Source organism: Sphaerisporangium perillae (genome assembly GCF_023276435.1).
Classification (GTDB): Bacteria; Actinomycetota; Actinomycetes; order Streptosporangiales; family Streptosporangiaceae; genus Sphaerisporangium; species Sphaerisporangium perillae.
The window spans coordinates 13,064-34,061 of the sequence record NZ_JALLPO010000057.1 but is presented as its reverse complement, the minus strand read 5'-3'; the positions used below and the strand labels follow the sequence as shown (position 1 = coordinate 34,061).

At 71.7% G+C, this 20,998-nt stretch carries 16 protein-coding genes; 14 read left to right on the top strand and 2 right to left on the bottom strand.

Annotated elements, in window-relative coordinates:
• The first annotated feature begins 73 nt into the window (after window positions 1–73).
• The 8 genes from steA (at window position 74) to pssA (ending at window position 9,163) form a co-directional block, all read left to right on the top strand.
• Entirely contained in the window at window positions 74–1,270 is a 1,197-nt protein-coding gene (gene steA / locus MYF83_RS37560; protein ID WP_248965573.1) for a putative cytokinetic ring protein SteA, read from the top strand.
• On the top strand, window positions 1,267–2,244 hold the full coding sequence (locus tag MYF83_RS37555) for a copper transporter (protein ID WP_248965572.1): 978 nt from the start codon (window positions 1,267–1,269) through the stop codon (window positions 2,242–2,244). Before steA ends, MYF83_RS37555 begins: the two co-directional genes overlap by 4 nt.
• A gap of 164 nt (window positions 2,245–2,408) precedes the next feature.
• Window positions 2,409–3,287 carry a hypothetical protein gene (locus tag MYF83_RS37550; RefSeq protein WP_248965571.1) on the top strand — a complete coding sequence of 293 codons (879 nt, stop codon included), beginning with the start codon at window positions 2,409–2,411 and terminating at the stop codon, window positions 3,285–3,287.
• Window positions 3,284–5,062 (top strand): murein biosynthesis integral membrane protein MurJ, encoded by a 1,779-nt coding sequence (murJ, locus tag MYF83_RS37545; RefSeq protein ID WP_248965570.1) that lies wholly within the window; start codon window positions 3,284–3,286, stop codon window positions 5,060–5,062. Before MYF83_RS37550 ends, murJ begins: the two co-directional genes overlap by 4 nt.
• Window positions 5,063–5,175: 113 nt before the next feature.
• Window positions 5,176–6,324 carry a glycosyltransferase family 4 protein gene (locus tag MYF83_RS37540; RefSeq protein WP_248965569.1) on the top strand — a complete coding sequence of 383 codons (1,149 nt, stop codon included), beginning with the start codon at window positions 5,176–5,178 and terminating at the stop codon, window positions 6,322–6,324.
• Between the two features lie 260 nt (window positions 6,325–6,584).
• Window positions 6,585–7,568: a TerC family protein gene (locus tag MYF83_RS37535; RefSeq protein ID WP_248965568.1), complete on the top strand. Its 984-nt coding sequence runs from the start codon at window positions 6,585–6,587 to the stop codon at window positions 7,566–7,568.
• A gap of 121 nt (window positions 7,569–7,689) precedes the next feature.
• The gene (locus MYF83_RS37530) at window positions 7,690–8,337 is read left to right on the top strand and encodes a phosphatidylserine decarboxylase (protein ID WP_248965567.1); all 648 of its coding nucleotides are present in this window, start codon (window positions 7,690–7,692) and stop codon (window positions 8,335–8,337) included.
• Window positions 8,324–9,163, top strand: coding sequence for a CDP-diacylglycerol--serine O-phosphatidyltransferase (gene pssA / locus MYF83_RS37525; protein ID WP_248965566.1), 840 nt, complete (start codon window positions 8,324–8,326; stop codon window positions 9,161–9,163). The genes MYF83_RS37530 and pssA overlap by 14 nt, the downstream gene beginning before the upstream one ends.
• A 204-nt stretch (window positions 9,164–9,367) precedes the next feature.
• Here the strand turns inward: pssA and MYF83_RS37520 are convergent, their stop codons facing one another.
• Window positions 9,368–10,012: an MBL fold metallo-hydrolase gene (locus tag MYF83_RS37520; RefSeq protein ID WP_248965565.1), complete on the bottom strand. Its 645-nt coding sequence runs from the start codon at window positions 10,010–10,012 to the stop codon at window positions 9,368–9,370.
• The gene (locus MYF83_RS37515; protein WP_248965564.1) at window positions 10,009–10,878 is read right to left on the bottom strand and encodes a maleylpyruvate isomerase N-terminal domain-containing protein; all 870 of its coding nucleotides are present in this window, start codon (window positions 10,876–10,878) and stop codon (window positions 10,009–10,011) included. Before MYF83_RS37515 ends, MYF83_RS37520 begins: the two co-directional genes overlap by 4 nt.
• 201 nt (window positions 10,879–11,079) lie before the next feature.
• On the opposite strand from MYF83_RS37515, the gene uvrA reads away from it, so the two are divergent.
• From uvrA to whiA, 6 genes are all read left to right on the top strand, one after another.
• Entirely contained in the window at window positions 11,080–13,920 is a 2,841-nt protein-coding gene (gene uvrA / locus MYF83_RS37510) for an excinuclease ABC subunit UvrA (protein WP_248965563.1), read from the top strand.
• Window positions 13,921–14,693: 773 nt separating this feature from the next.
• On the top strand, window positions 14,694–15,170 hold the full coding sequence (locus tag MYF83_RS37500; RefSeq protein ID WP_248965562.1) for a Rieske (2Fe-2S) protein: 477 nt from the start codon (window positions 14,694–14,696) through the stop codon (window positions 15,168–15,170).
• 256 nt (window positions 15,171–15,426) lie between these two features.
• Window positions 15,427–17,319 carry an excinuclease ABC subunit UvrC gene (gene uvrC, locus MYF83_RS37495; RefSeq protein ID WP_248965586.1) on the top strand — a complete coding sequence of 631 codons (1,893 nt, stop codon included), beginning with the start codon at window positions 15,427–15,429 and terminating at the stop codon, window positions 17,317–17,319.
• A complete protein-coding gene (gene rapZ, locus MYF83_RS37490) occupies window positions 17,316–18,263 on the top strand; it encodes an RNase adapter RapZ (protein WP_279340600.1) in 948 nt (315 codons plus the stop codon). Before uvrC ends, rapZ begins: the two co-directional genes overlap by 4 nt.
• Window positions 18,264–18,733: 470 nt before the next feature.
• Window positions 18,734–19,651: a gluconeogenesis factor YvcK family protein gene (locus tag MYF83_RS37485; protein ID WP_248965561.1), complete on the top strand. Its 918-nt coding sequence runs from the start codon at window positions 18,734–18,736 to the stop codon at window positions 19,649–19,651.
• Between the two features lie 138 nt (window positions 19,652–19,789).
• Window positions 19,790–20,770, top strand: coding sequence for a DNA-binding protein WhiA (gene whiA / locus MYF83_RS37480; RefSeq protein ID WP_248965560.1), 981 nt, complete (start codon window positions 19,790–19,792; stop codon window positions 20,768–20,770).
• Window positions 20,771–20,998 lie beyond the last annotated feature (228 nt).

The following is a 20,998-nucleotide window of genomic DNA, read 5'->3' as shown; positions in this document are numbered from 1 at the left end:
ACCCCGAGTGACATATCTGACACGCCGTGATGCGGGCCCATCTTGGTCGCACGCTCTGGCAGGATGGTTCGTGATGAAGGTGCCGACCTTGAAGGTTCAGGGCCTCCGCCGCAGGAAGGTTTCAGACCTTCCCGGGGTGACGGCAGTGGCGAGGATCGATCGGCGGACCAAGACGCTGACCAAGCGCCTCCGGCCCGGAGAAATCGCGATCATCGATCATGTCGACGTCGACCGGGTGAGCGCGGAGGCTCTTGTCGCGTGCGGAGTCTCCGTCGTGGTGAACATCGCCGCCGGGATCAGCGGGCGCTATCCGAACCTCGGTCCGCAGATCCTGCTCAACGCCGGGGTCACGGTCATCGACAACGTCACCCCCGAGGTGTTCGACCGCGTCCGCGACGGTGACGTGGTGCGCGTCCACGAGGGCACGATCTACCTCGACGACGAGCTCGTCGGCAAGGGCGAGGCCGCCACGGCCGAGAGCGTCTCCGCCGCGATGGCCGAGGCGAGGGCGGGCCTGTCGGTTCAGATCGAGGAGTTCGCCATCAACACGATGGAGTACATCCGCCGCGAGCGCGACCTGCTGATCGACGGCGTGGGCGTGCCCGACATCCGCACCACCATGGACGGCAAGCACGTCCTGGTCGTGGTGCGCGGCTACCACTACAAGGAGGACATCGCCACCCTCCGCTCCTACATCCGCGAATACCGCCCGGTCCTGATCGGGGTGGACGGCGGCGCCGACGCGCTCATGGACGCCGGCTACCTGCCCGACCTCATCGTGGGCGACTTCGACTCGGTGTCGGAACGGGCGCTGTGCTGCGGCGCGGAGCTGGTCGTGCACGCCTACCGCGACGGCCGCGCGCCGGGCCTGGAGCGGGTGCAGCAGCTCGGCCAGCATGCCGTGGTGTTCCCCGCGACCGGCACCAGCGAGGACATCGCGATGCTGCTCGCCGACGACAAGGGCGCGAGCCTCATCGTGGCGGTCGGCACCCACGGGACGCTGGTGGAGTTCCTCGACAAGGGCCGTTCGGGCATGGCGAGCACCTTCCTGACCCGCCTGCGGGTCGGCGGCAAGCTGGTGGACGCCAAGGGCGTGAGCAGGCTCTACCGCAGCCGCATCTCGATCGGCTCACTGCTGCTGCTGGTGGCCACCGCCCTGGTCACGGTGGGCGTGGTCCTGTGGTTCTCGCCGATGGGCAAGGTCTGGCTGAACGGACTTCGGGACGCCTGGAACGGTTTCATCTTCTGGTTGGTCGGACTCTTCTCGTGATCGATTTTCGCTATCACATCGTCTCCATCGTCGCGATCTTCCTCGCGCTCGCCATCGGCATCGTGCTCGGCAGCACGGTGCTGAACGCGCCGCTGGTCGCCTCCACCGAGGCGGTGACCGCGCAGCTGCGGGCCCGCAACACCGAGCTGCAGGGGCAGATCAACGTCTCGCAGGCGCGGGACGGGGCCGGTGACACCTTCGTCGCCGACCGGCTCCCGCAGCTCGTGCAGGGCGCCCTGACCGGCGAGCACGTCGTGATCTTCGAGGCGCCGGGGGCCGACTCCAAGCTGCGCGACCCGATGGAGCACGTGCTCACGGCGGCCGGAGCCGTGGTGAGCGGGCGGGTCGCGCTCACCGAGAAGTACCTCACGGCCGAGCAGGCAGGTCTGGTCGACGAGCTCGCGACCAGGGCGAAACCCGCCACCCTGGAGTTCTCCCTGACCGCCACGCCGTACGACAAGGCGGCCGCGGTGCTGGCCAACGCCGTCCTGACCTCCGACAAGGCGCAGGCGGGCAAGGACAACCCCACGGCGTCGGGGGTGCTCGACTCCTTCCAGAGAGATGGGCTGGTCACGCTGGAGGGCGATCCCGGCAAGCGCGCCACACTGGCCCTGCTCATGACCCCGGCCACCCCCTACGAGGGCGAGACCGCCGAGGCCCAGAACTCCGCCCTGGTGTCGCTGGCCGCCGGGCTGGACGACGGCGGCACCGGCACCGTCGTCGCCGGAGCCGTGCCTCCCTCGACCACGGCGGGCGTCATCGCCGCGGTCCGCGCGGACAGCGACGTGGCGGCGAAGGTCTCCACCGTCGACAACCCCGATATGGCCTTCGGGCAGGCCGCGGTGGTCTACTCTCTGCGGGAGCAGGCGGCCGGGGACGCCGGGCAGTACGGCCTGGGCTCGGACGCCACGGCCACCGAGCCGTCCCCCACGGCCTCGTCCACGCCCACCCCCGAGGCGGGCGCGGGCGGCTGACGGGCCCCTCGACTGGCCCGCCGGCGCGCCGCCGCTCCTCGCGGCGGACTTCCCGCCTCGCGGCGGGCGGGGGGAGCTTCCGCCCCACCCGCGGGGCGGCCCCGCCCTGATGACCATGCTCTCCGGCGTTCGCGCCGGGTGCTCCAGACGAAGAGGGATCTGCTATGGCCCATCGCACCTGGCTCGGCGCCCTGGCGGGCGCGGCCCTCGGCGCCGTCGCCGCCCGCGCCGCCTACGCGGCGTTCACCCGCCGCCCGCCGATCGGCGAGGAGAAGACCTGGACGCGCACCAACCACCGCGGTGAGCCGATCACCCTGCTCGAGGGCCCGGCGTTCGTGGCCGGCGCGGGAGCGGCGGCGGCCCTGGCGCCGGGGCTGTCCGGGCGGGTCAGGGCGGCGGCCGTGCTGGCCGGCGTGGGCAGCGGAGCGCTCGGCGCGTACGACGACCTGTGGGGGGCCACCTCCTCCAAGGGCTTCAAGGGGCACCTGACCGCGCTGGCGCGTGGCGAGGTGACCAGCGGCGCGGTGAAGATCCTCGGCATCGGCGCGGCGGGCCTGGCGGCCGCTGCCATCCTGCCCCGCCATCCCCGGGACGCGGGGCGGGGGCCGGTCTCCCTCGCCGTGGACACCCTGGTCAACGGCGCGGTGATCGCCGGCAGCGCCAACCTGGCCAACCTGTTCGACCTGCGGCCGGGACGCGCCATCAAGGTGGGGCTGCTGACCGGCGGCCCTCTCCTCGCCGCGTCCCTGGCCAAGGGCGGCGCCGGCGGGGCCGCCCTCGCCGCGGTGCCGCTCGGCGCGGGCGTCGCCCTGCTGCCCGAGGACCTCGGCGAGCGCGCCATGCTCGGCGACGCCGGGGCAAACGCGCTGGGCGCGCTCCTCGGGGTCGCCGCGGTGACCACGCTGCGCCGCCCGTCCCGCCTGGCCCTGCTCGGCACGGTGGCCGCGCTCACCGCCGCCTCGGAGAAGGTCAGCTTCACCAAGGTCATCGCGGGGAACCCCGTGCTGAACCGCCTCGACATGCTGGGCCGCCGTTCCGCATGACAGCACGGGTGGGCCGGGGCCTCGCCGCCGCGGCGGTCCTCATCGGGGTCGTCACGATCCTCGCGCGGGTCGTCGGCTTCGCCAAGCAGCTCGTCCTGGCCCGCACGGTGGGCACCAACTGCCTGGCCACGGCCTACTTCACGGCCAACCAGGTGCCCAACATCGTGTTCGAGATCGTCGTGGGCGGCGCGCTCGCCGGGATGGTCGTCCCCGTGCTCGCCGGAGCGGCGTCCCGCTCCTCGGTCCCGGTGCCCGCCGGTTCCCGCGCCGAGGGTTCCGGTCCGGCCGCCTCCTCCGCCCGCGGTGCCGGGGCCGGTGGTCCGCACGTCGAGGGGGCCGGTGCCGCGGGCTCCGGCGCGGTGGAGACGGCCGAAGAGGCGCGGGCGCGGGTGGGGTGGATCACCTCGGCGCTGCTGACCTGGGTGCTGGTGCTGCTCGTGCCGCTCGGCGCCCTCACCGCCCTCGCCGCCCGTCCCGTGATCGGGCTGTTCGCCGGCGACGTGCAGGGGTGCATGACCGGGGACCTGGTGGACACCGCCACCCGGATGCTCGTGGTCTTCGCCCCGCAGATCCCGCTGTACGGCCTGGCGGTGGTGCTCTACGGCGTGCTGCAGGCCCACCGCAGGTTCGCGGGCCCGGCGGTGGCCCCGCTGGTGTCCAGCCTGGTGGTCATCGTCGCCTACCTGCTGTTCGTGCCGCTCAGCCACGGCGTCACCGACCCCCTGACGGATGTGCCGCGCCCTGCCGAGCTGGCCCTGTCCGCCGGCACCACTCTGGGCGTCCTGGCACTGGTGGTCACGGTGATCGGGCCGTCCTCCCGGCTGGGCCTGCGGCTGCGGCCCACCTTGCGCTTCCCCGAGGGCGTGGCCGCGAGGGTCCGCCGCCTGGCGGCGGCCGGGCTCAGCGCCCTGATCGCGCAGCAGGCCGCCATGGCGCTGGTGGTCTGGCTCGCCAACCATGAGGTCGGCGCGGGAGGGCTGCCCGGCTACAACTACGCCTGGGCGATCTACCAGGTGCCCTACGCGGTGCTCGCGGTGCCCATCGCGACCAGCGTGTTCCCCGCGCTGTCCGCGCGCGCCGAGGGCGGCGACGGGGACGGCTTCGCCGCGCTGTCGGCGCAGACCACCCGCGCGGTGGTGATCGTGTCCGGGCTCGCCGCCGGGGCGCTCGCGGCCGTGGCCGCCCCGGTGGCGGCGGTGTTCGTCGAGGGGATGGACAGCCAGATCGACGCCGGGGAGCTGGCTCGCACGATCGCGCTCTTCGCCCCGGGGCTGGTCGGATACGGGCTGGTCGCCCAGCTGGGCCGCGTCCTGTACGCGGACGGCAGGGGAAGGGCCGCGGCCGTGGGCACGGTGGCCGGCTGGCTGGTGGTCATGGTGGCCCAGACCGCCTTCGTCGTGAGCTTCCCCGGCCCCTGGAAGCTCGGCGGCCTGGCGCTGGGCAGCGCCGCCGGCATGACGGCGGGCGGGGTGCTGCTGATGGCGGCCGTCGCCCGCTCGCGCGGCCCGGCGGCGCTCGCGGGAGTCCCCCGCGCGTTGCTCACCGCCGTGCTCGGCGGCGGCGCGGGCTTCCTCGCGGGCCTGTGGGTCACCTCTCAGATGCCCGTCCACGGGCCGGTGGCAGGCGTGGGCGTGGCCGCCCTCGCGGGGGTCGCGGCGGTGGCGGCGTGCGTTGCCGTCGCGCTGGCGGTGGACCGGCGTGATCTGATGGCGGCGCTCTCCCGCGTGCGGGGGACCGGAGGCCGGGGAGGGACCGATGACAACGGCCGAACGTGACGGCGTGCCCCGCATGCCATGGCCCGCCAGGGCTCCCGGGCGGGAGCACTCTCGTGCGCTGTCCACTCGCCTTCGCCGGGTCGGAGCCTGCGGGCGGGAAGGAGCCGGACAGGATGGCTGAGACGGCGCGGAAGGTGGCGCTGGTGCTCGGGACGAGCGCGGGCGGGGTGGGGCGGCACGTGCGGATGCTCGCCGAGGGGCTCGCCCGCGAGGGCCACCAGGTGGTGGTGGCGGGTCCGGCGAGCACCGACGCGGCGTTCGGGTTCTCCGGGGTCGCCCGGTTCGCGGAGGTGCCGATCTCCGACCGGCCGCGCCCGATGAGCGACGCGCGTGCCGTGGGTCGCCTCCGGTCGCTGGTGGCCGGGGCCGACGTGGTGCACGCCCACGGGTTGCGGGCGGGAGCGCTGGCGGCCCTGGCCCTGGCCGGGCGCCGTACCGGGCTGGTGGTCACCCTGCACAACGCCCTGACCGCCGGCGGCGTGACCGGTGCGATATATGGGGTTCTGGAACGCATTGTCGCCAGAAATGCTGATCAGGTGCTGGTCGTCGCGCCCGATCTGGGGGAGCGGATGACCGCCCGCGGCGCTCGGAGCGTCGCCCCCGCCGTCGTCCCCGCCCCGCCCCTCGCCCCTTCAGGCAGAACCCCCGCGGAGGTCCGCGCCGAGCTCGCGGCCGAGGCGCAGGGGAGGCCCGAGCGCGCGGCCTGGGCCGTACCGGGGCTGGGCGAAGGCGCAAGGCCCATCTTCCTCACCATCGCCCGGCTGGCCCAGCAGAAGGGCCTTGAGACGCTGCTGGAGGCCGCGCGCGGCCCCTTCGGCGACCGCACCGCCACCCCGCTGTTCGTGATCGCCGGGGAGGGTCCGCTGCGCGGCGAGCTCCAGGCGCGCATCGACGCCGAGGGGCTTCCCGTCGTGCTCCTCGGCGACCGCGCCGACGTGGCCGACCTGCTCCAGGCCGCCGACGCCGTGCTGGTGCCGAGCCGGTGGGAGGGGCAGCCGCTGAACGTTCAGGAGGCGCTACGGGCCGGCAGGGCGATCGTCGCGACCGCGGTCGGCGGGATCCCGGCGATGGTGGGCGACGCCGCCCTCCTGGTGCCCCCGGGGGACGCCGTGGCCCTGCGGTCCGCGATCGCCGGGCTGCTCGGCGACCCGGAGCTCGCGGCCCGCCTGTCGGCCGCCGCGGCGGCACGCCCGCTGCCCGGCGAGCAGGACGCGCTCAGGTCCGTGCGCGCCGCCTACGAGGCCGTCCGCCACGGCCGGTGATCTCCGTGTGGGGCGGTTCGCGAGGGGCCGTGACCTGCTGAGGGAATGGCGTCCCGGCCGGCGGGACTCGGCTCGGGTAAACGCTGATTAGGTAAGGCTTATGTGCTCGCCTATACTCCTCGGCGAGGGGGGGAGTATCCCTTCGCGACAGCCTCGTCATCACGGTACGTCCCTTACGGCGTGCCCGGGGCTGCCGGTCCGCGCCAAATGGCACGGGCGGGAGAGACCTCCGGCACTTTGACGCGGGCCGGAGGTTTGTCTTGGACGTATCCGTGTGGGCATGGGCGGCTGTCATCGGCGGGATGCTGGTGGTTCTGGCCTTCGACCTTTGGATCGTCGACAGAGGTGAGCCCCGCGAGTTCTCGATGCGGCAGGCCGGCTTCTGGGTCGGCTTCTACGTCACGCTGGCGGTCCTGTTCGGCATTGGCATGTTCGTCGTGGCGGGAGCGGACCGGGCGGGCGAGTTCTTCGCCGGCTATCTGACCGAGTACAGCCTGAGCGTCGACAACCTTTTCGTCTTCTACATCATCATGGGACGCTTCGCCGTGCCGCGGATCTACCAGCACAAGGTGCTGCTGGTCGGCGTGCTGCTGGCCCTGGTGATGCGCGGCATCTTCATCCTGGTCGGCGCGGCGGCCCTGGAGCGCTTCGGCTGGCTGTTCTACGTGTTCGGCGCCTTCCTGCTGTACACCGCCGTCAACCTGCTGCGCGGTCACGACGAGGAGGAGTTCAAGGAGAACCTCCTGCTCCGCTGGGTGCGCCGCATCTTCCCGACCACCGACGGCTTCGTCGGCGCGAAGGTCACCGCCCGGGTGAACGGGCGCCGCATGGTGACCCCCATGCTGATCGTGATGATCGCGATCGGCACCACCGACCTGCTGTTCGCGCTGGATTCGATTCCGGCCATCTTCGGGCTCACCAAGGACGCGTTCATCGTCTTCACCGCGAACGCCTTCGCCCTGATGGGACTGCGTCAGCTCTACTTCCTGCTCGGTGGCCTGCTGCAGCGGTTGGTCTACATCAGCTACGGTCTGTCGTTCATCTTGGGCTTCATCGGAGTTAAGCTCATCATGGAGGCCTTGCACACCAGTGGTGTCTCCTGGGCGCCGGAAGTGCCGATCTGGGTCTCCCTTTCGGTCATCGGCGTCACGATGGTGGTCACCACCGTGGCCAGCCTCATCAAGGCCAGGCGCGACAAGCGGTCCGGCGACGCCAGTACCCCGGCGAAGGTGGCCCAGGGGTAGCGAATTGGTGCATGAGGCGATTTGGTTGTCTCGTATTGCTATGCAATGGCGGCTGGATGGGTAACATTCGGCGACAAGTCACGAACCGGTCTCTGGCCGCAAACATCACATAAGGTTCCCCGTGTCCAACGATTCGCCAAGCCACAGTCGCCGCCGCGTGCGGCTGGCACGTGGTGTCTCCCCCTGGCTGGCACCGACCGTCGCCGCCACGGCCGTCTCGGCGGTGCTGGCCCGGCGGTCCCGGCCGTGGGTGCTCGCGGCGGCTCCGCTGACCGCGCTCACCGGCGCCATGCTGTGGTTCTTCCGGGACCCCGACCGCGATCTCGGCACCGGAGTGGTGCTGAGCCCCGCCGACGGCGTGGTCCAGAGCATCGACCCTCAGCCGGACGGGCGCACGCGGGTGGCGATCTTCATGAGCCCGCTGAACGTCCACGTGAACCGCGCCCCGCTCGAGGGCACGGTCACCTCGGTGCGGCACGTCCCGGGCGGGTTCCGGCCGGCCTTCAACAAGGACAGCGACCAGAACGAGCGGGTCGTCTGGCACTTCGAGACCCCCATCGGCGAGCTGGAGCTCGTGCAGATCGCCGGAGCGGTGGCGCGCCGCATCGTGCCGTACCTGGGCATGGGTGCCAAGGTCTCGCAAGGGGAGCGGATCGGTCTCATCCGGTTCGGCTCGCGCGTGGACATCTACCTTCCAGAAGGGATCGCCCCTGCGGTGAGCGTGGGGCAGCGGACGACGGCAGGAGTGACTCGCATTGACCACGGCTGACGCAGGCTGGTCCATGGAGGACGTGGACGAGGACGAAGAACCCCGGGGACCGGTCGGGAAGGCGTTCCGGCTGTCGGCCGCCGACTCCCTCTCCCTGGGCAACGCGATGTGCGGGTTCCTCGCGGTGTGCGTGCTGGCGTGGTCGGCGATCACGCAGCTGCAGTCCGGCGCCGAGTTCCAGTCCGACCCTCGCTACTTCGCCACCGCCGTGGTGCTGCTCCTGATCGGCGCGACCTGCGACCTGTTCGACGGGCTGGTCGCCCGGAGGTTCCGCGCCTCGGCCATGGGGGCCGAGCTGGACAATCTCGCCGATGTGATCAGCTTCGGCTTCGCCCCCGCCTTCATGGTGGTGGCCTGGGCCGGCTTCTCCCACAAGCTCCCGCTCTGGCTGGTGCTCTGCGCCGCAGTCTCGGTGCTCATCGCCGGCGTCGTACGGCTGGCGCGCTTCGCCTGCGTGAAGACCAAGAGCGGCGACTTCATGGGCCTGCCCATCCCGATGGGCGCCATGACCGTGGTGTCGATCGTGCTGCTGTTCCAGCCGTCGTACTTCACGGTGATCGGCATCTTCGCGGTGGCCTGGCTGATGGTCAGCCGCATCGAGTACCCCAAGCCCAAGGGCAACCTGGCGGCCGTCGTGCTCGGCTGGATCATGGTCAACGTGGTCTGCCTGACCGTCTGGGCCGCCGACCTGTCCGGCGGCGACCTGCTGATCCAGATCGGCGCCTCCATGCAGATCGCGCTGGTGTCGGCGATCCCGCTGCGCGTGCTCATGTTCAAGCGGGAGCAGCGCAAGGAGCGCAAGGAGACCGAGACCGTCATCCGGTAGCTCCGGCGGCTCGGGTGGGCGCGTGCCGCCCGCGGGCTTCGGCCCGGTGAACGACCGGACGGCCCGGTCCCTCGATGAGGGGCCGGGCCGTCTCGCGTGCGGGGCCTGTGCGCGCCGGGTCCGGCCTCGCCTGTGGAGCCGTGCACGGCGCGTCCTGCTTCGCGGGCGTGGGCCCGGGCGTGGCGGCCAGGTCGCTCGGGGCCGCTACCAGCCGCGGGCGCGCCACTCGGGCAGGGAAGGCCGCTCGGCGCCGAGCGTGGTGTCCTTGCCGTGGCCGGGGTACACCCAGGTCTCGTCGGGCAGCCGGTCGAAGACACGCTCGACCACATCGGTGTAGAGCCGCTCGAACCGGGCGGGATCGCGCTGGGTGTTGCCGACCCCTCCGGGGAACAGCGAGTCGCCGGTGAACAGGTGGGCGTTCTGGTAGAGCAGCGCGATGGAACCGGGCGTGTGACCGCGCAAATGGATCACGTCCAGCGTCACCACGCCGACGGTGACCTTGTCACCGTGCTCCACCGGCTGGGTGACCGCCACCGGCAGCTCCGGCGCGTCCAGCGGGTGGGCCACGATCTCGGCGCCGGTCGCCTTGGCCACCTCGGCGAGCGCCATCCAGTGGTCCTGGTGCCGGTGGGTGGTGACGATCTTGCTGATCGGCCGGTCGCCGATCAGGTCGAGCAGCCTGCCGGCGTCGGCGGCGGCGTCGATCAGCAGGCCGTCGCCGGTCTCGTGGCAGCGCAGCAGGTAGGCGTTGTTCCCGAAATCGCCCACCTCCACCTTGCTGATCGTCAGATCGGGCAGCTCGCGCACGTCGGCGGGGCCGCCGGCGGTCACATGACCGGTGTAGCTCATGGGTACTCCTCAGGTGGCGTCGCCGGGAGGCCGGGCGGTGCCGGCATCGTCAGCCACCGGGGTGCCGCCGGCGGCCTCCCCGCCAGCCTAGGCCCCTCCAAGGTCATCCGGCCGGCCTCCCCGCCCCCGTCCCCGGCGAGGCCCGCCTGCCCGTCCTCCGTACGGCGCTCCCGGCTCCCCTGACCGCCTTCGGCGAGGCGGACGGCCGTTCCGAGGTCCGCCTCCTTCAGGCGGCCGGTCACCCAGGCGAGGACGGCCGGGGCCGCCCCCTCCACCGCCGGGCCGTCTCCCAGCCCGGTCCAGGTCCGATCATCGGCGTGGACGGCGCCGACGGCGCTATCGGCGTGCGGCCAGGTCGCCATCGCGTCGTGCAGCTCCCGCCGGACGAACGCCTCGGGCCAGTCGGCCCAGGTGTAACCGGCGTCCAGATCCACGTGATGGATCTCGACCTCCCTGATCCTGCGGACGAGGAGGTACCACGCCGGGTGCTCGGGTGGGCGCATGCCCTGGACGGTGGCGGTCCAGGCCTCGGCCGGCATCGCGCCCACGGCCTCGTCGAGGCGTGCCGCGCCGGCGGCGAGGTCCGCGTGCTGCTCCTCCAGGGGCCGTCCGGCTCCTTGCTCTATCTCGGCCTCCCTGGCGCCGAGCGTTGGGTACTGTGGTGTGTACATACCCGTCTTGGCCCACGTCACCAGGTTGACGTGGCTGTCGGCATTGCGCGCGATGTGGGTCAGCACATGGCCGCGCGTCCAGCCCGGAAGCAGGGAGGGAGCCGTGACGTCCGAGCCGGACATCGCGGTCGTGGTGGCGAGCAGCCGGTTCGTGGCCGCGGTGAGTTCGGCCCGGAGGGCGTCCAGAACGGTCATGCGTCTCATCCTTTCTCCACCGTCGCTCGCCCGTCCAAGCGCTCCTCGGAGTGGGGCGCCGGGCCTTCTGCCCGGCCGTCCGCCCGCCCCTCGCCGGAGCGGAAGAAAACTGTCGGACCCCGTCGTTAGAGTGGCGGCGACTAGTCAGAGGTGGCCTTTCTCGGCTGCCGTGGATCGCAACCCCAACATGAGAGATCTGCTGTGGCCGACCGCTTGATCGTTCGTGGCGCCCGCGAACACAACCTCAAGGACGTCTCGCTTGACCTGCCGCGAGATGCTCTCATCGTCTTCACCGGGCTCTCAGGCTCGGGCAAGTCCAGCCTCGCCTTCGACACCATCTTCGCCGAGGGCCAGCGGCGCTACGTCGAGTCGCTCTCGGCGTACGCCCGGCAGTTCCTCGGGCAGATGGACAAGCCCGACGTCGACTTCATCGAGGGCCTGTCGCCGGCCGTCTCGATCGACCAGAAGTCCACCTCCCGCAACCCCCGGTCCACGGTCGGCACCATCACCGAGGTCTACGACTATCTCCGTCTGCTGTGGGCGCGCATCGGCAAGCCCCACTGCCCCTCCTGCGGCCGCCCCATCGCCCGCCAGACCCCGCAGCAGATCGTCGACCGCGTCCTTGAGCTGCCCGAGGGCACGCGCTTCCAGGTGATGGCCCCGGTCATCCGCGGCCGCAAGGGCGAGTACGCCGAGCTGTTCCGCGAGCTGCAGACCAAGGGCTTCGCCCGCGCCCGGGTCGACGGCACGGTCGTCAGGCTCGAAGAGCCGCCGACCCTGAAGAAGTACGAGAAGCACGACATCGAGGTGATCGTCGACCGCCTGTCCGTCAAGGACGGCGCGCGCCGTCGCCTCACCGACTCGGTGGAGACGGCGCTCCAGCTCTCCGGCGGCACGATCACGCTCGACTTCGTCGACCTGCCCGAGGGCGACCCCGGCCGAGAGCGGTTCTACTCCGAGCATCTCTACTGCCCCTACGACGACCTTTCGTTCGAGGAGCTCGAGCCCCGCTCGTTCTCGTTCAACTCGCCGTTCGGCGCCTGCCCCGACTGCACCGGCCTCGGCACCCGCATGGAGGTCGACCCCGACCTGGTGGTGCCCGACCCCGAGAAGTCCCTCGGCGACGGCGCCCTGTCCCCGTGGGCCGGCGGTCACACCAGCGACTACTTCATCCGGCTGGTCGAGGCCCTGGGCCTGGCCATGGGGTTCGACCTCGACACCGCTTGGGAGCGGCTGCCCAAGCAGGCGCAGAAGGCCCTGCTGCGCGGCCACGACGAGCAGGTGCACGTCCGCTACAGCAACCGTTACGGCAGGCAGCGGTCCTACTACACCACCTTCGAGGGCGTGATCCCCTGGGTGCAGCGGCGGCACGCCGAGGCCGAGAGCGACGCCACGCGCGAGCGCTTCGAGGGCTTCATGCGGGAGATCCCCTGCCCCACCTGCAAGGGCGCCCGGCTCAAGCCCGTCTCGCTGGCGGTGACGGTAAGCGAGCGCTCCATCGCCGAGGTGTCGGCCATGTCCATCGGCGAGTGCGCCAAGTTCCTCGGCGGGCTCACCCTCTCCGAGCGTGACATGCACATCGCCGAGCGGGTCGTCAAAGAGATCAACGCGCGGCTGGGCTTCCTGCTCGACGTCGGCCTCGACTACCTCACCCTCGACCGCGCCGCGGGCACGCTCGCCGGCGGCGAGGCCCAGCGCATCCGGCTGGCCACCCAGATCGGGTCGGGCCTGGTCGGCGTGCTGTACGTCCTGGACGAGCCGTCGATCGGCCTGCACCAGCGCGACAACCAGCGGCTGCTCGACACGCTGATCCGGCTGCGCGACATGGGCAACACGCTGATCGTGGTCGAGCACGACGAGGACACCATCGCCGCCGCCGACTGGGTCGTCGACATCGGTCCCGGCGCGGGCGAGCACGGCGGCCAGGTCGTCGTGTCCGGCACCGTCGAAGACCTGCTCACCAGCGAGGACTCCCTCACCGGCGCCTACCTCTCCGGGCGCAGGCGCATCGACGTGCCCGTCGCCCGGCGCAAGCGCGACTCCAAGCGCAAGCTGGTGGTCAAGGGCGCCCGCGAGCACAACCTCAAGGGCGTCGACGTGGAGTTCCCACTGGGCGTGTTCACGGCGGTGACCGGCGTGTCGGGGTCCGGCAAGTCCACCCTGGTGAACGACATCCTGTACAACGCCTTGGCCAAGGAGCTGAACGGCGCAAAGACCGTGCCGGGCAGGCACTCCCGGGTCACCGGCACCGACCAGGTCGACAAGGTCGTCCACGTCGACCAGAGCCCCATCGGCCGCACGCCGAGGTCCAACCCCGCGACCTACACCGGGGTCTTCGACCACGTCCGCAAGCTGTTCGCGCAGACCACCGAGGCCAAGATCCGCGGCTACCTGCCGGGCCGGTTCAGCTTCAACGTCAAGGGCGGGCGCTGCGAGGCGTGCTCCGGAGACGGCACCATCAAGATCGAGATGAACTTCCTGCCGGACGTCTACGTCCCCTGTGAGGTCTGCCACGGCGCCCGCTACAACCGGGAGACCCTGGAGGTCCACTACAAGGGCAAGACGATCTCCGAGGTCCTCGACATGCCGGTCGAGGAGGCGCTGGAGTTCTTCGACGCGATCCCGCCGATCAAGCGGCACCTGAAGACGCTCAACGACGTCGGCCTGGGGTACGTCCGGCTGGGCCAGCCGGCGACCACGCTGTCCGGCGGCGAGGCGCAGCGGGTCAAGCTGTCCTCCGAGCTCCAGCGCCGCTCCACCGGCCGCACGGTGTACGTGCTCGACGAGCCGACCACCGGTCTGCACTTCGAGGACATCCGCAAGCTGCTGGGCGTCCTCGGCCGCCTGGTGGACGGCGGCAACACGGTCATCGTGATCGAGCACAACCTCGACGTCATCAAGACGGCCGACTGGGTCATCGACATGGGTCCCGAAGGTGGGTCCCGGGGCGGGCTGGTGCTGGCCACCGGCACGCCGGAGCAGGTCGCCCGCATCGAGGACAGCCACACCGGCCGCTTCCTCAGCAAGGCCCTGGGCGGCTGACCCCACCGCGGCCACCGACCTACCCTGGTCCCCGACCCCACCTGGTCCGGCCCCACCCCGGTCTCCGACTCCGTCCCAGCAGCCGGTCCGGCCCCGCCGGTTCAGCCCACCTGGCCAGCCCACCCCCACCCCCGCCCCGCTCGCCGATCCACCCCGTCGCCGCCCCCCGCCCGCCGGCTCAGCCAGCCGGAGCGGGGGGCCGGGCCGAGTCCGGTGGACGGCCCGCCCCGGCGGAGCTCGGCGTCCACAGGGTGAAATCGGTCACACCTCGCGGATGGCCGTCGGGGGCCGGGGCACGTTCACGGTGGGGTTGACTTGTACCGGGTGGCGTTCCCGGGGGCGGGGCTCGGGCTCCACGGTGGGTTCGGTTCCTCCTGGAGGGGCCGTCGCCGGGGCGGCCTCAGGGCCCACGGGGTTGACCCGCTGGTCCGGTGGGTGGCCGTCGCCGGGGGATGGACGCGGCCCGGTCCGGCTGGGCGTCGAGAATCATCGCGAGCCCGGTGCGGACTATCTCCTGGTCATCGGCGATGATCACCCGGATGCTCACGGCGGAACGGGGATCTTGATGGTGTGGCGGGCCCGGCGGGCCGGGACGGCTACGAAGGCGGGGACGGACGGGAGAGGGGTGGTCCGGCGCCGGGGTCGGATCGGGCCGTTTTTGATCTCCGTGTTATGCGTAATTGTCCATACTGCCTGGATCGGGTGTGACACATCCTGAACCAAATCGGCGCGCGAGCCGTAGCACGAGACAACAGACCTTAAGGAAGGCGAATATGATCGAGACGGATACGACACGGCGTACGGTGATGCTCGGCGCGAGTGGTGCGGGCCTGGCCGTGGTGCTGACCGCCTGCGGCGGATATGGGTCCTCGGCCACGGTCGAGAACGATGGCTCCTCCGCGGAGCCGGCCGCTCCCGCCAACACCGAGGCGGGCGCCGGCGCGGACGCCGGTTCCGGCGGCGGAGGCGGGCTTGCCAAGACGAGCGACATCCCGAAGGGCGGCGGCAAGATCTTCAAGAAGGAGAAGGTCGTCGTCACCCAGACCGATGACGGCGAGTTCAAGGCGTTCAGCGCCATCTGCACCCACCAGGGATGCCCGGTCGGCTCCGTCTCCGGCGGCACCATCAACTGCCCCTGCCACGGCAGCAAGTTCAGCATCTCCGACGGCTCGGTGGCCAACGGCCCGGCCAGCCAGCCGCTGGAGGAGAAGAAGATCAAGGTCGACGGCGACTCCATCAGCCTCGCCTGAGACGCTCGACACGAAACGCCACCGCGGGGCGGGTGCGCAGGGCTCGACCCTCCGCTCCCGCCCCGCCGGCGCGCCAAGCCACGAACACGCCCATCTTGTAGCGCCGGGTCCTCCGCTCCCGTGTTGGGCGGCGGTGCCGGACGGGGCGGGTGGGGTTCGCGGCCTTACCTTGGGCCCCCTGAGCGGTGTCCGAAAGCCCTACTCTGTCGGCGGGTCCGGATAGGCTTTCAGTGTGGCGAGACCCGCGAACAGCCCCCTGAGCTTCCGCCCCGAGCCGGGGTCGATCCCCGAGTCGCCGGGCGTCTACAGGTTCAGAGACGCCCAGGGCCGGGTCATTTACGTGGGCAAGGCCAAGAGCCTGCGGCAGCGGCTCAACTCCTACTTCGCCGACTTCGCCGGGCTCCATCCGCGCACGCAGACGATGCTCACCACGGCCGACGGCGTCGACTGGACCGTCGTCGGCACCGAGGTCGAGGCGCTGCAGCTCGAATACTCCTGGATCAAGGAGTTCGACCCCAGGTTCAACGTCAAATACCGGGATGACAAGTCCTATCCCTTCCTCGCCGTGACCATGGGGGAGGAGTTCCCCCGGGTGCAGGTGCTGCGCGGCGCCAAGCGAAAGGGCACGCGCTACTTCGGTCCCTACTCCCACGCCTGGGCGATCAGGGAGACCGTCGACCTGCTGCTGCGCGTCTTCCCCGTGCGCACCTGCTCGGCCGGGGTGTTCAAGCGGGCCGGGCAGATCGGCCGGCCGTGCCTGCTCGGCTATATCGACAAGTGCTCCGCGCCCTGCGTCGGCAAGGTGACCGAGCAGCAGCACCGCGAGCTCGCCGAAGACTTCTGCGACTTCATGGCCGGCAACACCAGCCGGTTCATCAGGCGGATCGAGCGGTCCATGCGCGAGGCCGCCGCCGCCGAGGAGTACGAGAGGGCCGCCCGGCTCCGCGACGACATCCAGGCCCTGCAGCGCGCCCTGGAGAAGCAGGCCGTGGTGCTCGGCGAGGGCACCGACTGTGACGTGATCGCCCTCTGGGAGGATCCGCTCGAGGCCGCGGTCCAGGTCTTCTACGTGCGCGGAGGCCGCATCCGGGGCCAGCGCGGGTGGGTCGTCGACAAGGTGGAGGAGTTCTCGCCGGGCGAGCTCGTCGAGCACTTCCTCCTGCAGATGTACGGTGAGGCCGCTCCCGAGGCGGTGCCGCGCGAGGTCCTGGTCCCGGTGCTGCCGCCCGAGGCCGAGGCGGTGGCCGAGCTGCTCACCGAGCAGCGCGGCGCCAGGGTCGAGGTGCGGGTGCCGCAGCGGGGCGACAAGAAGGCCCTGATGGAGACGGTCGAGCGCAACGCCAAGGAGTCGCTGGCGCAGCACAAGCTGCGCAGGGCCAGCGACCTGACCACGCGCAGCCGCGCCTTGCAGGAGATCGCCGACGCGCTCGACCTCGACCAGGCCCCGCTGCGCATCGAGTGCTACGACGTGTCCCACCTGCAAGGCGATGACGTCGTGGCCTCGATGGTGGTGTTCGAGGACGGCCTCGCCCGCAAGAGCGAGTACCGCCGGTTCGCGATCCGCGGCACGGCGGGGCAGGGCGATGTGGCCTCGATCTACGAGGTGATCTACCGGCGCTTCAAGCGCCATGTGGAGGAGCGGGCAGAGACCGGCGAGCTCGATCCCGAGCCGATCGACCCCGAGACCGGCAAGCCGCGCAGGTTCGCCTACCCCCCCAACCTGGTCGTGGTGGACGGCGGTCCCGCCCAGGTGGCGGCGGCCCAGCGCGCGCTAGACGCGCTCGGCGTCGACGACGTCTCGGTCAGCGGGCTGGCGAAACGGCTCGAAGAGGTGTGGCTTCCCAGCGATGACCAGCCTGTCATCCTGCCGAGAAGCAGCGAAGGGCTTTATCTTCTGCAGAGGGTGCGCGATGAGGCTCACCGATTCGCGATCACCTACCATCGATCGAAACGTTCGAAGTCTGTCAAGGAAAGCGCTCTGGACGAGATTCGAGGGCTCGGTTCAGCGCGGAAGCAGGCTTTGCTCAAGCGCTTCGGGTCCGTCAAACGGTTGCGTGGGGCCACCGTCGACGAGATCCGCGAGGTTCCCGGCATCGGGCTTTCCACTGCCGAGGCCATCGTCGCGGCGCTGAAGGGGGAGGGCACATGACCGAGCAGACCGGCGACAGCGGGAAAGAGCGCGGCATCCCGCGGCCACTGCCGGGCGATCCGCGCGGCCGCAAGGGCGCGGTGAGCGACACCGCGTTCGTCATCGTGACCGGCATGTCCGGAGCCGGGCGGAGCACGGCCGCCAAGGCCCTAGAGGACCTGGGCTGGTTCGTGATCGACAACCTGCCGCCGGGCATGCTGTTCGCCATGGCCGAGGAGGCCGGGCGGGTCAAACTCGACACCGACAAGGTCGCCGCCGTCGTCGACGTGCGCAGCCTGGCGTTCACCACAGACCTGAACACCGCGATCGAGGAGCTCGAGGCGCGCGGGGTCGGGGTGCGGGTGGTCTTCCTGGAAGCGAGCGACGAGGAGCTCGTCCGCCGCTTCGAGAACGTCCGGCGCCCGCATCCGCTGCAGGGGGAGGGGCGGCTGGTCGACGGCATCGCCAGGGAGCGCGGCATCCTGCGGGACGTCCGCGCCAACGCCGATCTCGTCATCGACACCTCCTCCCACAACGTGCACGAGCTGCGCGGCAAGATCGTCTCCTTCTTCGGCGGCGAGGACCGCCCGGGCCTGCGCGTCAACGTCGTGTCCTTCGGCTTCAAGTACGGCCTGCCGGTGGACGCCGACCTCGTGGTCGACTGCAGGTTCCTGCCCAACCCCCACTGGGTGCCCGAGTTGCGCCCGATGAACGGCCTGGACACCCCTGTGCGCGAGTACGTCCTCAGCCAGCCGGGCGCCAAGGAGTTCCTGGACGCCTACGAGGAGGTGCTCGGCGTGGTGGCCGCCGGCTACGTCCGCGAGGGCAAGGGGTATGCCACCCTGGCGGTCGGCTGCACGGGCGGCAAGCATCGCAGCGTCGCGATGTCCGAGCAGATCGGCGCGCGGTTGCGCGATCGGGGCATGGAGGTGCAGGTCAGCCATCGGGATGTGGGCCGCGAGTGAGCAGGCAAGACGGGGAGCCCGCCGGGGCGTCCCCTGCGAGCAGTGCCCACGACGCCGCTCCCGCGGGTACGGCCCGTGGTGCGGGCCCTGAGGGTGCGGCCCGGGCGGGCGGGCGTCCAGGCGGCGGAGACGGCCGGCGGGGCGACGACACCGAGGACGGCGAGGACCACCGACCAGCGACCGAAACGTTCGCACCGGCCCGCGAGCCCGGTCCCGGGGTTCGCGTGGACGGGCAAGCGGCCCGTGAGCCTGGTCCTGGGGTTCGCGTGGACGGGCAAGCGGTCCGTGAGCCTGGTCCTGGCATGAGGGTGGGCGGGCAAGCGGCCCGCGAGCCCGGCCTTGGCGTGGGTGTGGGCGGGCAAGCGGCCCCTGAGCCTGGTCTCGGCGTGCGTGTGGGTGGGGAATCGGGCCGTGAGCCTGGGCTTGGGGTGCGTGTGGATGGGCAGAGGGGGGCGGCCGGGGATGCGAGGGTGGTGGCGCTGGGGGGTGGGCATGGCCTGTACGCCTCTCTGTCGGCCCTGCGCAGGGTGACCGGCGAGCTGTCCGCAGTGGTGACCGTGGCCGACGACGGAGGCTCCAGCGGCCGTCTCAGGCGCGAACTGGGCGTCCTGCCGCCCGGTGACCTGCGCATGGCCCTGGCGGCACTGTGCGGAGACGACGACTGGGGCCAGACCTGGAGCAAGGTGGTCCAGCACCGTTTCCGCAGCGAGGGCGAGTTACACGGCCACGCCGTCGGGAACCTCCTCATCGTGGCGCTGTGGGAACTCCTCGACGACCCCGTGGCGGGGCTCGACTGGGTGGGCCGGCTGCTGGGCGCGCACGGCCGGGTGCTGCCGATGGCCTCTGTCCCCATCGACATCGAGGCCGAGGTGGAGCTCGACGGGGTGGTGACGATGGTCCGCGGGCAGGTGGCCTGCGCGCTCACCCCGGGCAACGTCCAGGCGATCTCCCTGGTGCCGGCCGATCCTCCGGCCTGTCCCGAGGCGGTCCAGGCGGTGCGCGACGCCGACTGGGTCGTGTTCGGCCCCGGGTCGTGGTTCACGAGTGTGCTGCCGCATCTGAAGGTGCCGCAGCTCGCCGCGGCGCTGCACGACACCGAGGCCAGGCGGCTGGTCACGCTCAACCTGGTCCCCCAGCCGGGGGAGACCGACGGTTTCTCCGCCGAGAAGCATCTGCAGGTGCTGCGCGAGCACGCCCCCGACCTCAGGGTCGACGTGGTGCTCGCCGATCACGGGGTGGTGGGGGAGCGTGACGAGCTGGAGAAGGCGGCCGACGCCCTGGGCGGGCGCCTGGTGCTCGCCGACGTGGCGGCCGCGGACGGCTCGCCGAGGCACGATGCACGACGACTTGCCTCGGTCCTGGACGAGATTTTCCGTGGGAAGCGTTGATCCTGGTCAGCGCGCCCACGGGGTGCGAGAGACTTGCCGGGGGCCGATGGAGCCGCGTCGGGCGCGGGAAACGTTCGTATGGCGCGACGAGGCGGCTTCGACCATGAGACGCGTCTGTATGGGGGAGGACACAGGCACATGGCCATGACGGGTGTGGTGAAGGACGAGCTGAGCCGGCTCGCGGTGCTGAAGCCTTGCTGCCGCAAGGCCGAGGTGTCGACGTTGCTACGGTTCGCGAGCGGGCTGCACCTTGTGGGCGGGCGCATCGTCATCGAGGCGGAGCTGGACACCAATGTAACCGCGCGGCGTCTGATCAAGGACATCGGCGAGGTGTTCGGGCACAAGGCCGAGGTGCTGGTCCTCGCGCCCGCCGGCCTGCGCAAGGGCTCCAGGTACGTCGTCCGGGTGTATCGCGACGGCGAGGCGCTGGCCCGCCAGACGGGCCTGATCGACAACCACGGGCGTCCGGTGCGCGGGTTGCCCCGCCAGGTCGTCTCGGGGGCGACCTGCGACGCCGAGGCCGCCTGGCGAGGGGCGTTCCTGGCGCACGGCTCGCTGACCGAGCCCGGCCGCTCGATGTCGCTGGAGGTGACCTGCCCGGGCCCGGAGGCGGCGCTGGCCCTGGTCGGCTCCGCCCGGCGGCTCAAGATCCACGCGAAGGCGCGGGAGGTGCGGGGGGTCGACCGGGTCGTCGTGCGGGACGGCGACGCGATCAGCGCGCTGCTGACCCGGCTGGGGGCCCACGACAGCGTGCTGGCGTGGGAGGAGCGCCGGATGCGCCGCGAGGTGCGCGCCACGGCCCACCGGCTGGCGAACTTCGACGACGCCAACCTGCGCAGGTCGGCCCGGGCGGCGGTGGCCGCGGGCGCGAGGGTGCAGCGGGCGCTGGAGATCCTCGGCGACGACGCCCCCGAGCACCTGGTGATCGCGGGGCGGCTGCGGGTGGAGCACAAGCAGGCCTCGCTGGAGGAGCTCGGCCAGATCGCCGACCCTCCGCTGACCAAGGACGCCATCGCCGGCCGCATCCGGCGGCTGCTCGCCATGGCCGACAAGCGCGCGTCCGACCTCGGCATCGCGAGCACCGACGCGAACCTGACCGCCGAGATGCTGGCTCCCTGACCGCCCGGCCTCAGGACGTCCCGGGCCGCCTGGGCTCCGGACGTCCCGGACGACCGGGCGCATGGCCGCGTCCGTGAGCCGGTCGCGCAGTGCCGGCCGTCCCCGAGGTCCCTCGCCGGGGCCGGTCCGGGGCGGGTTCGCATCGTGGGGACACGGTGGGGACGGTCCAGAGCCGGTTCGCATCGTGGGGACACGGTGGGGACGGTCCGGGGCGGGTTCGGATCGTGG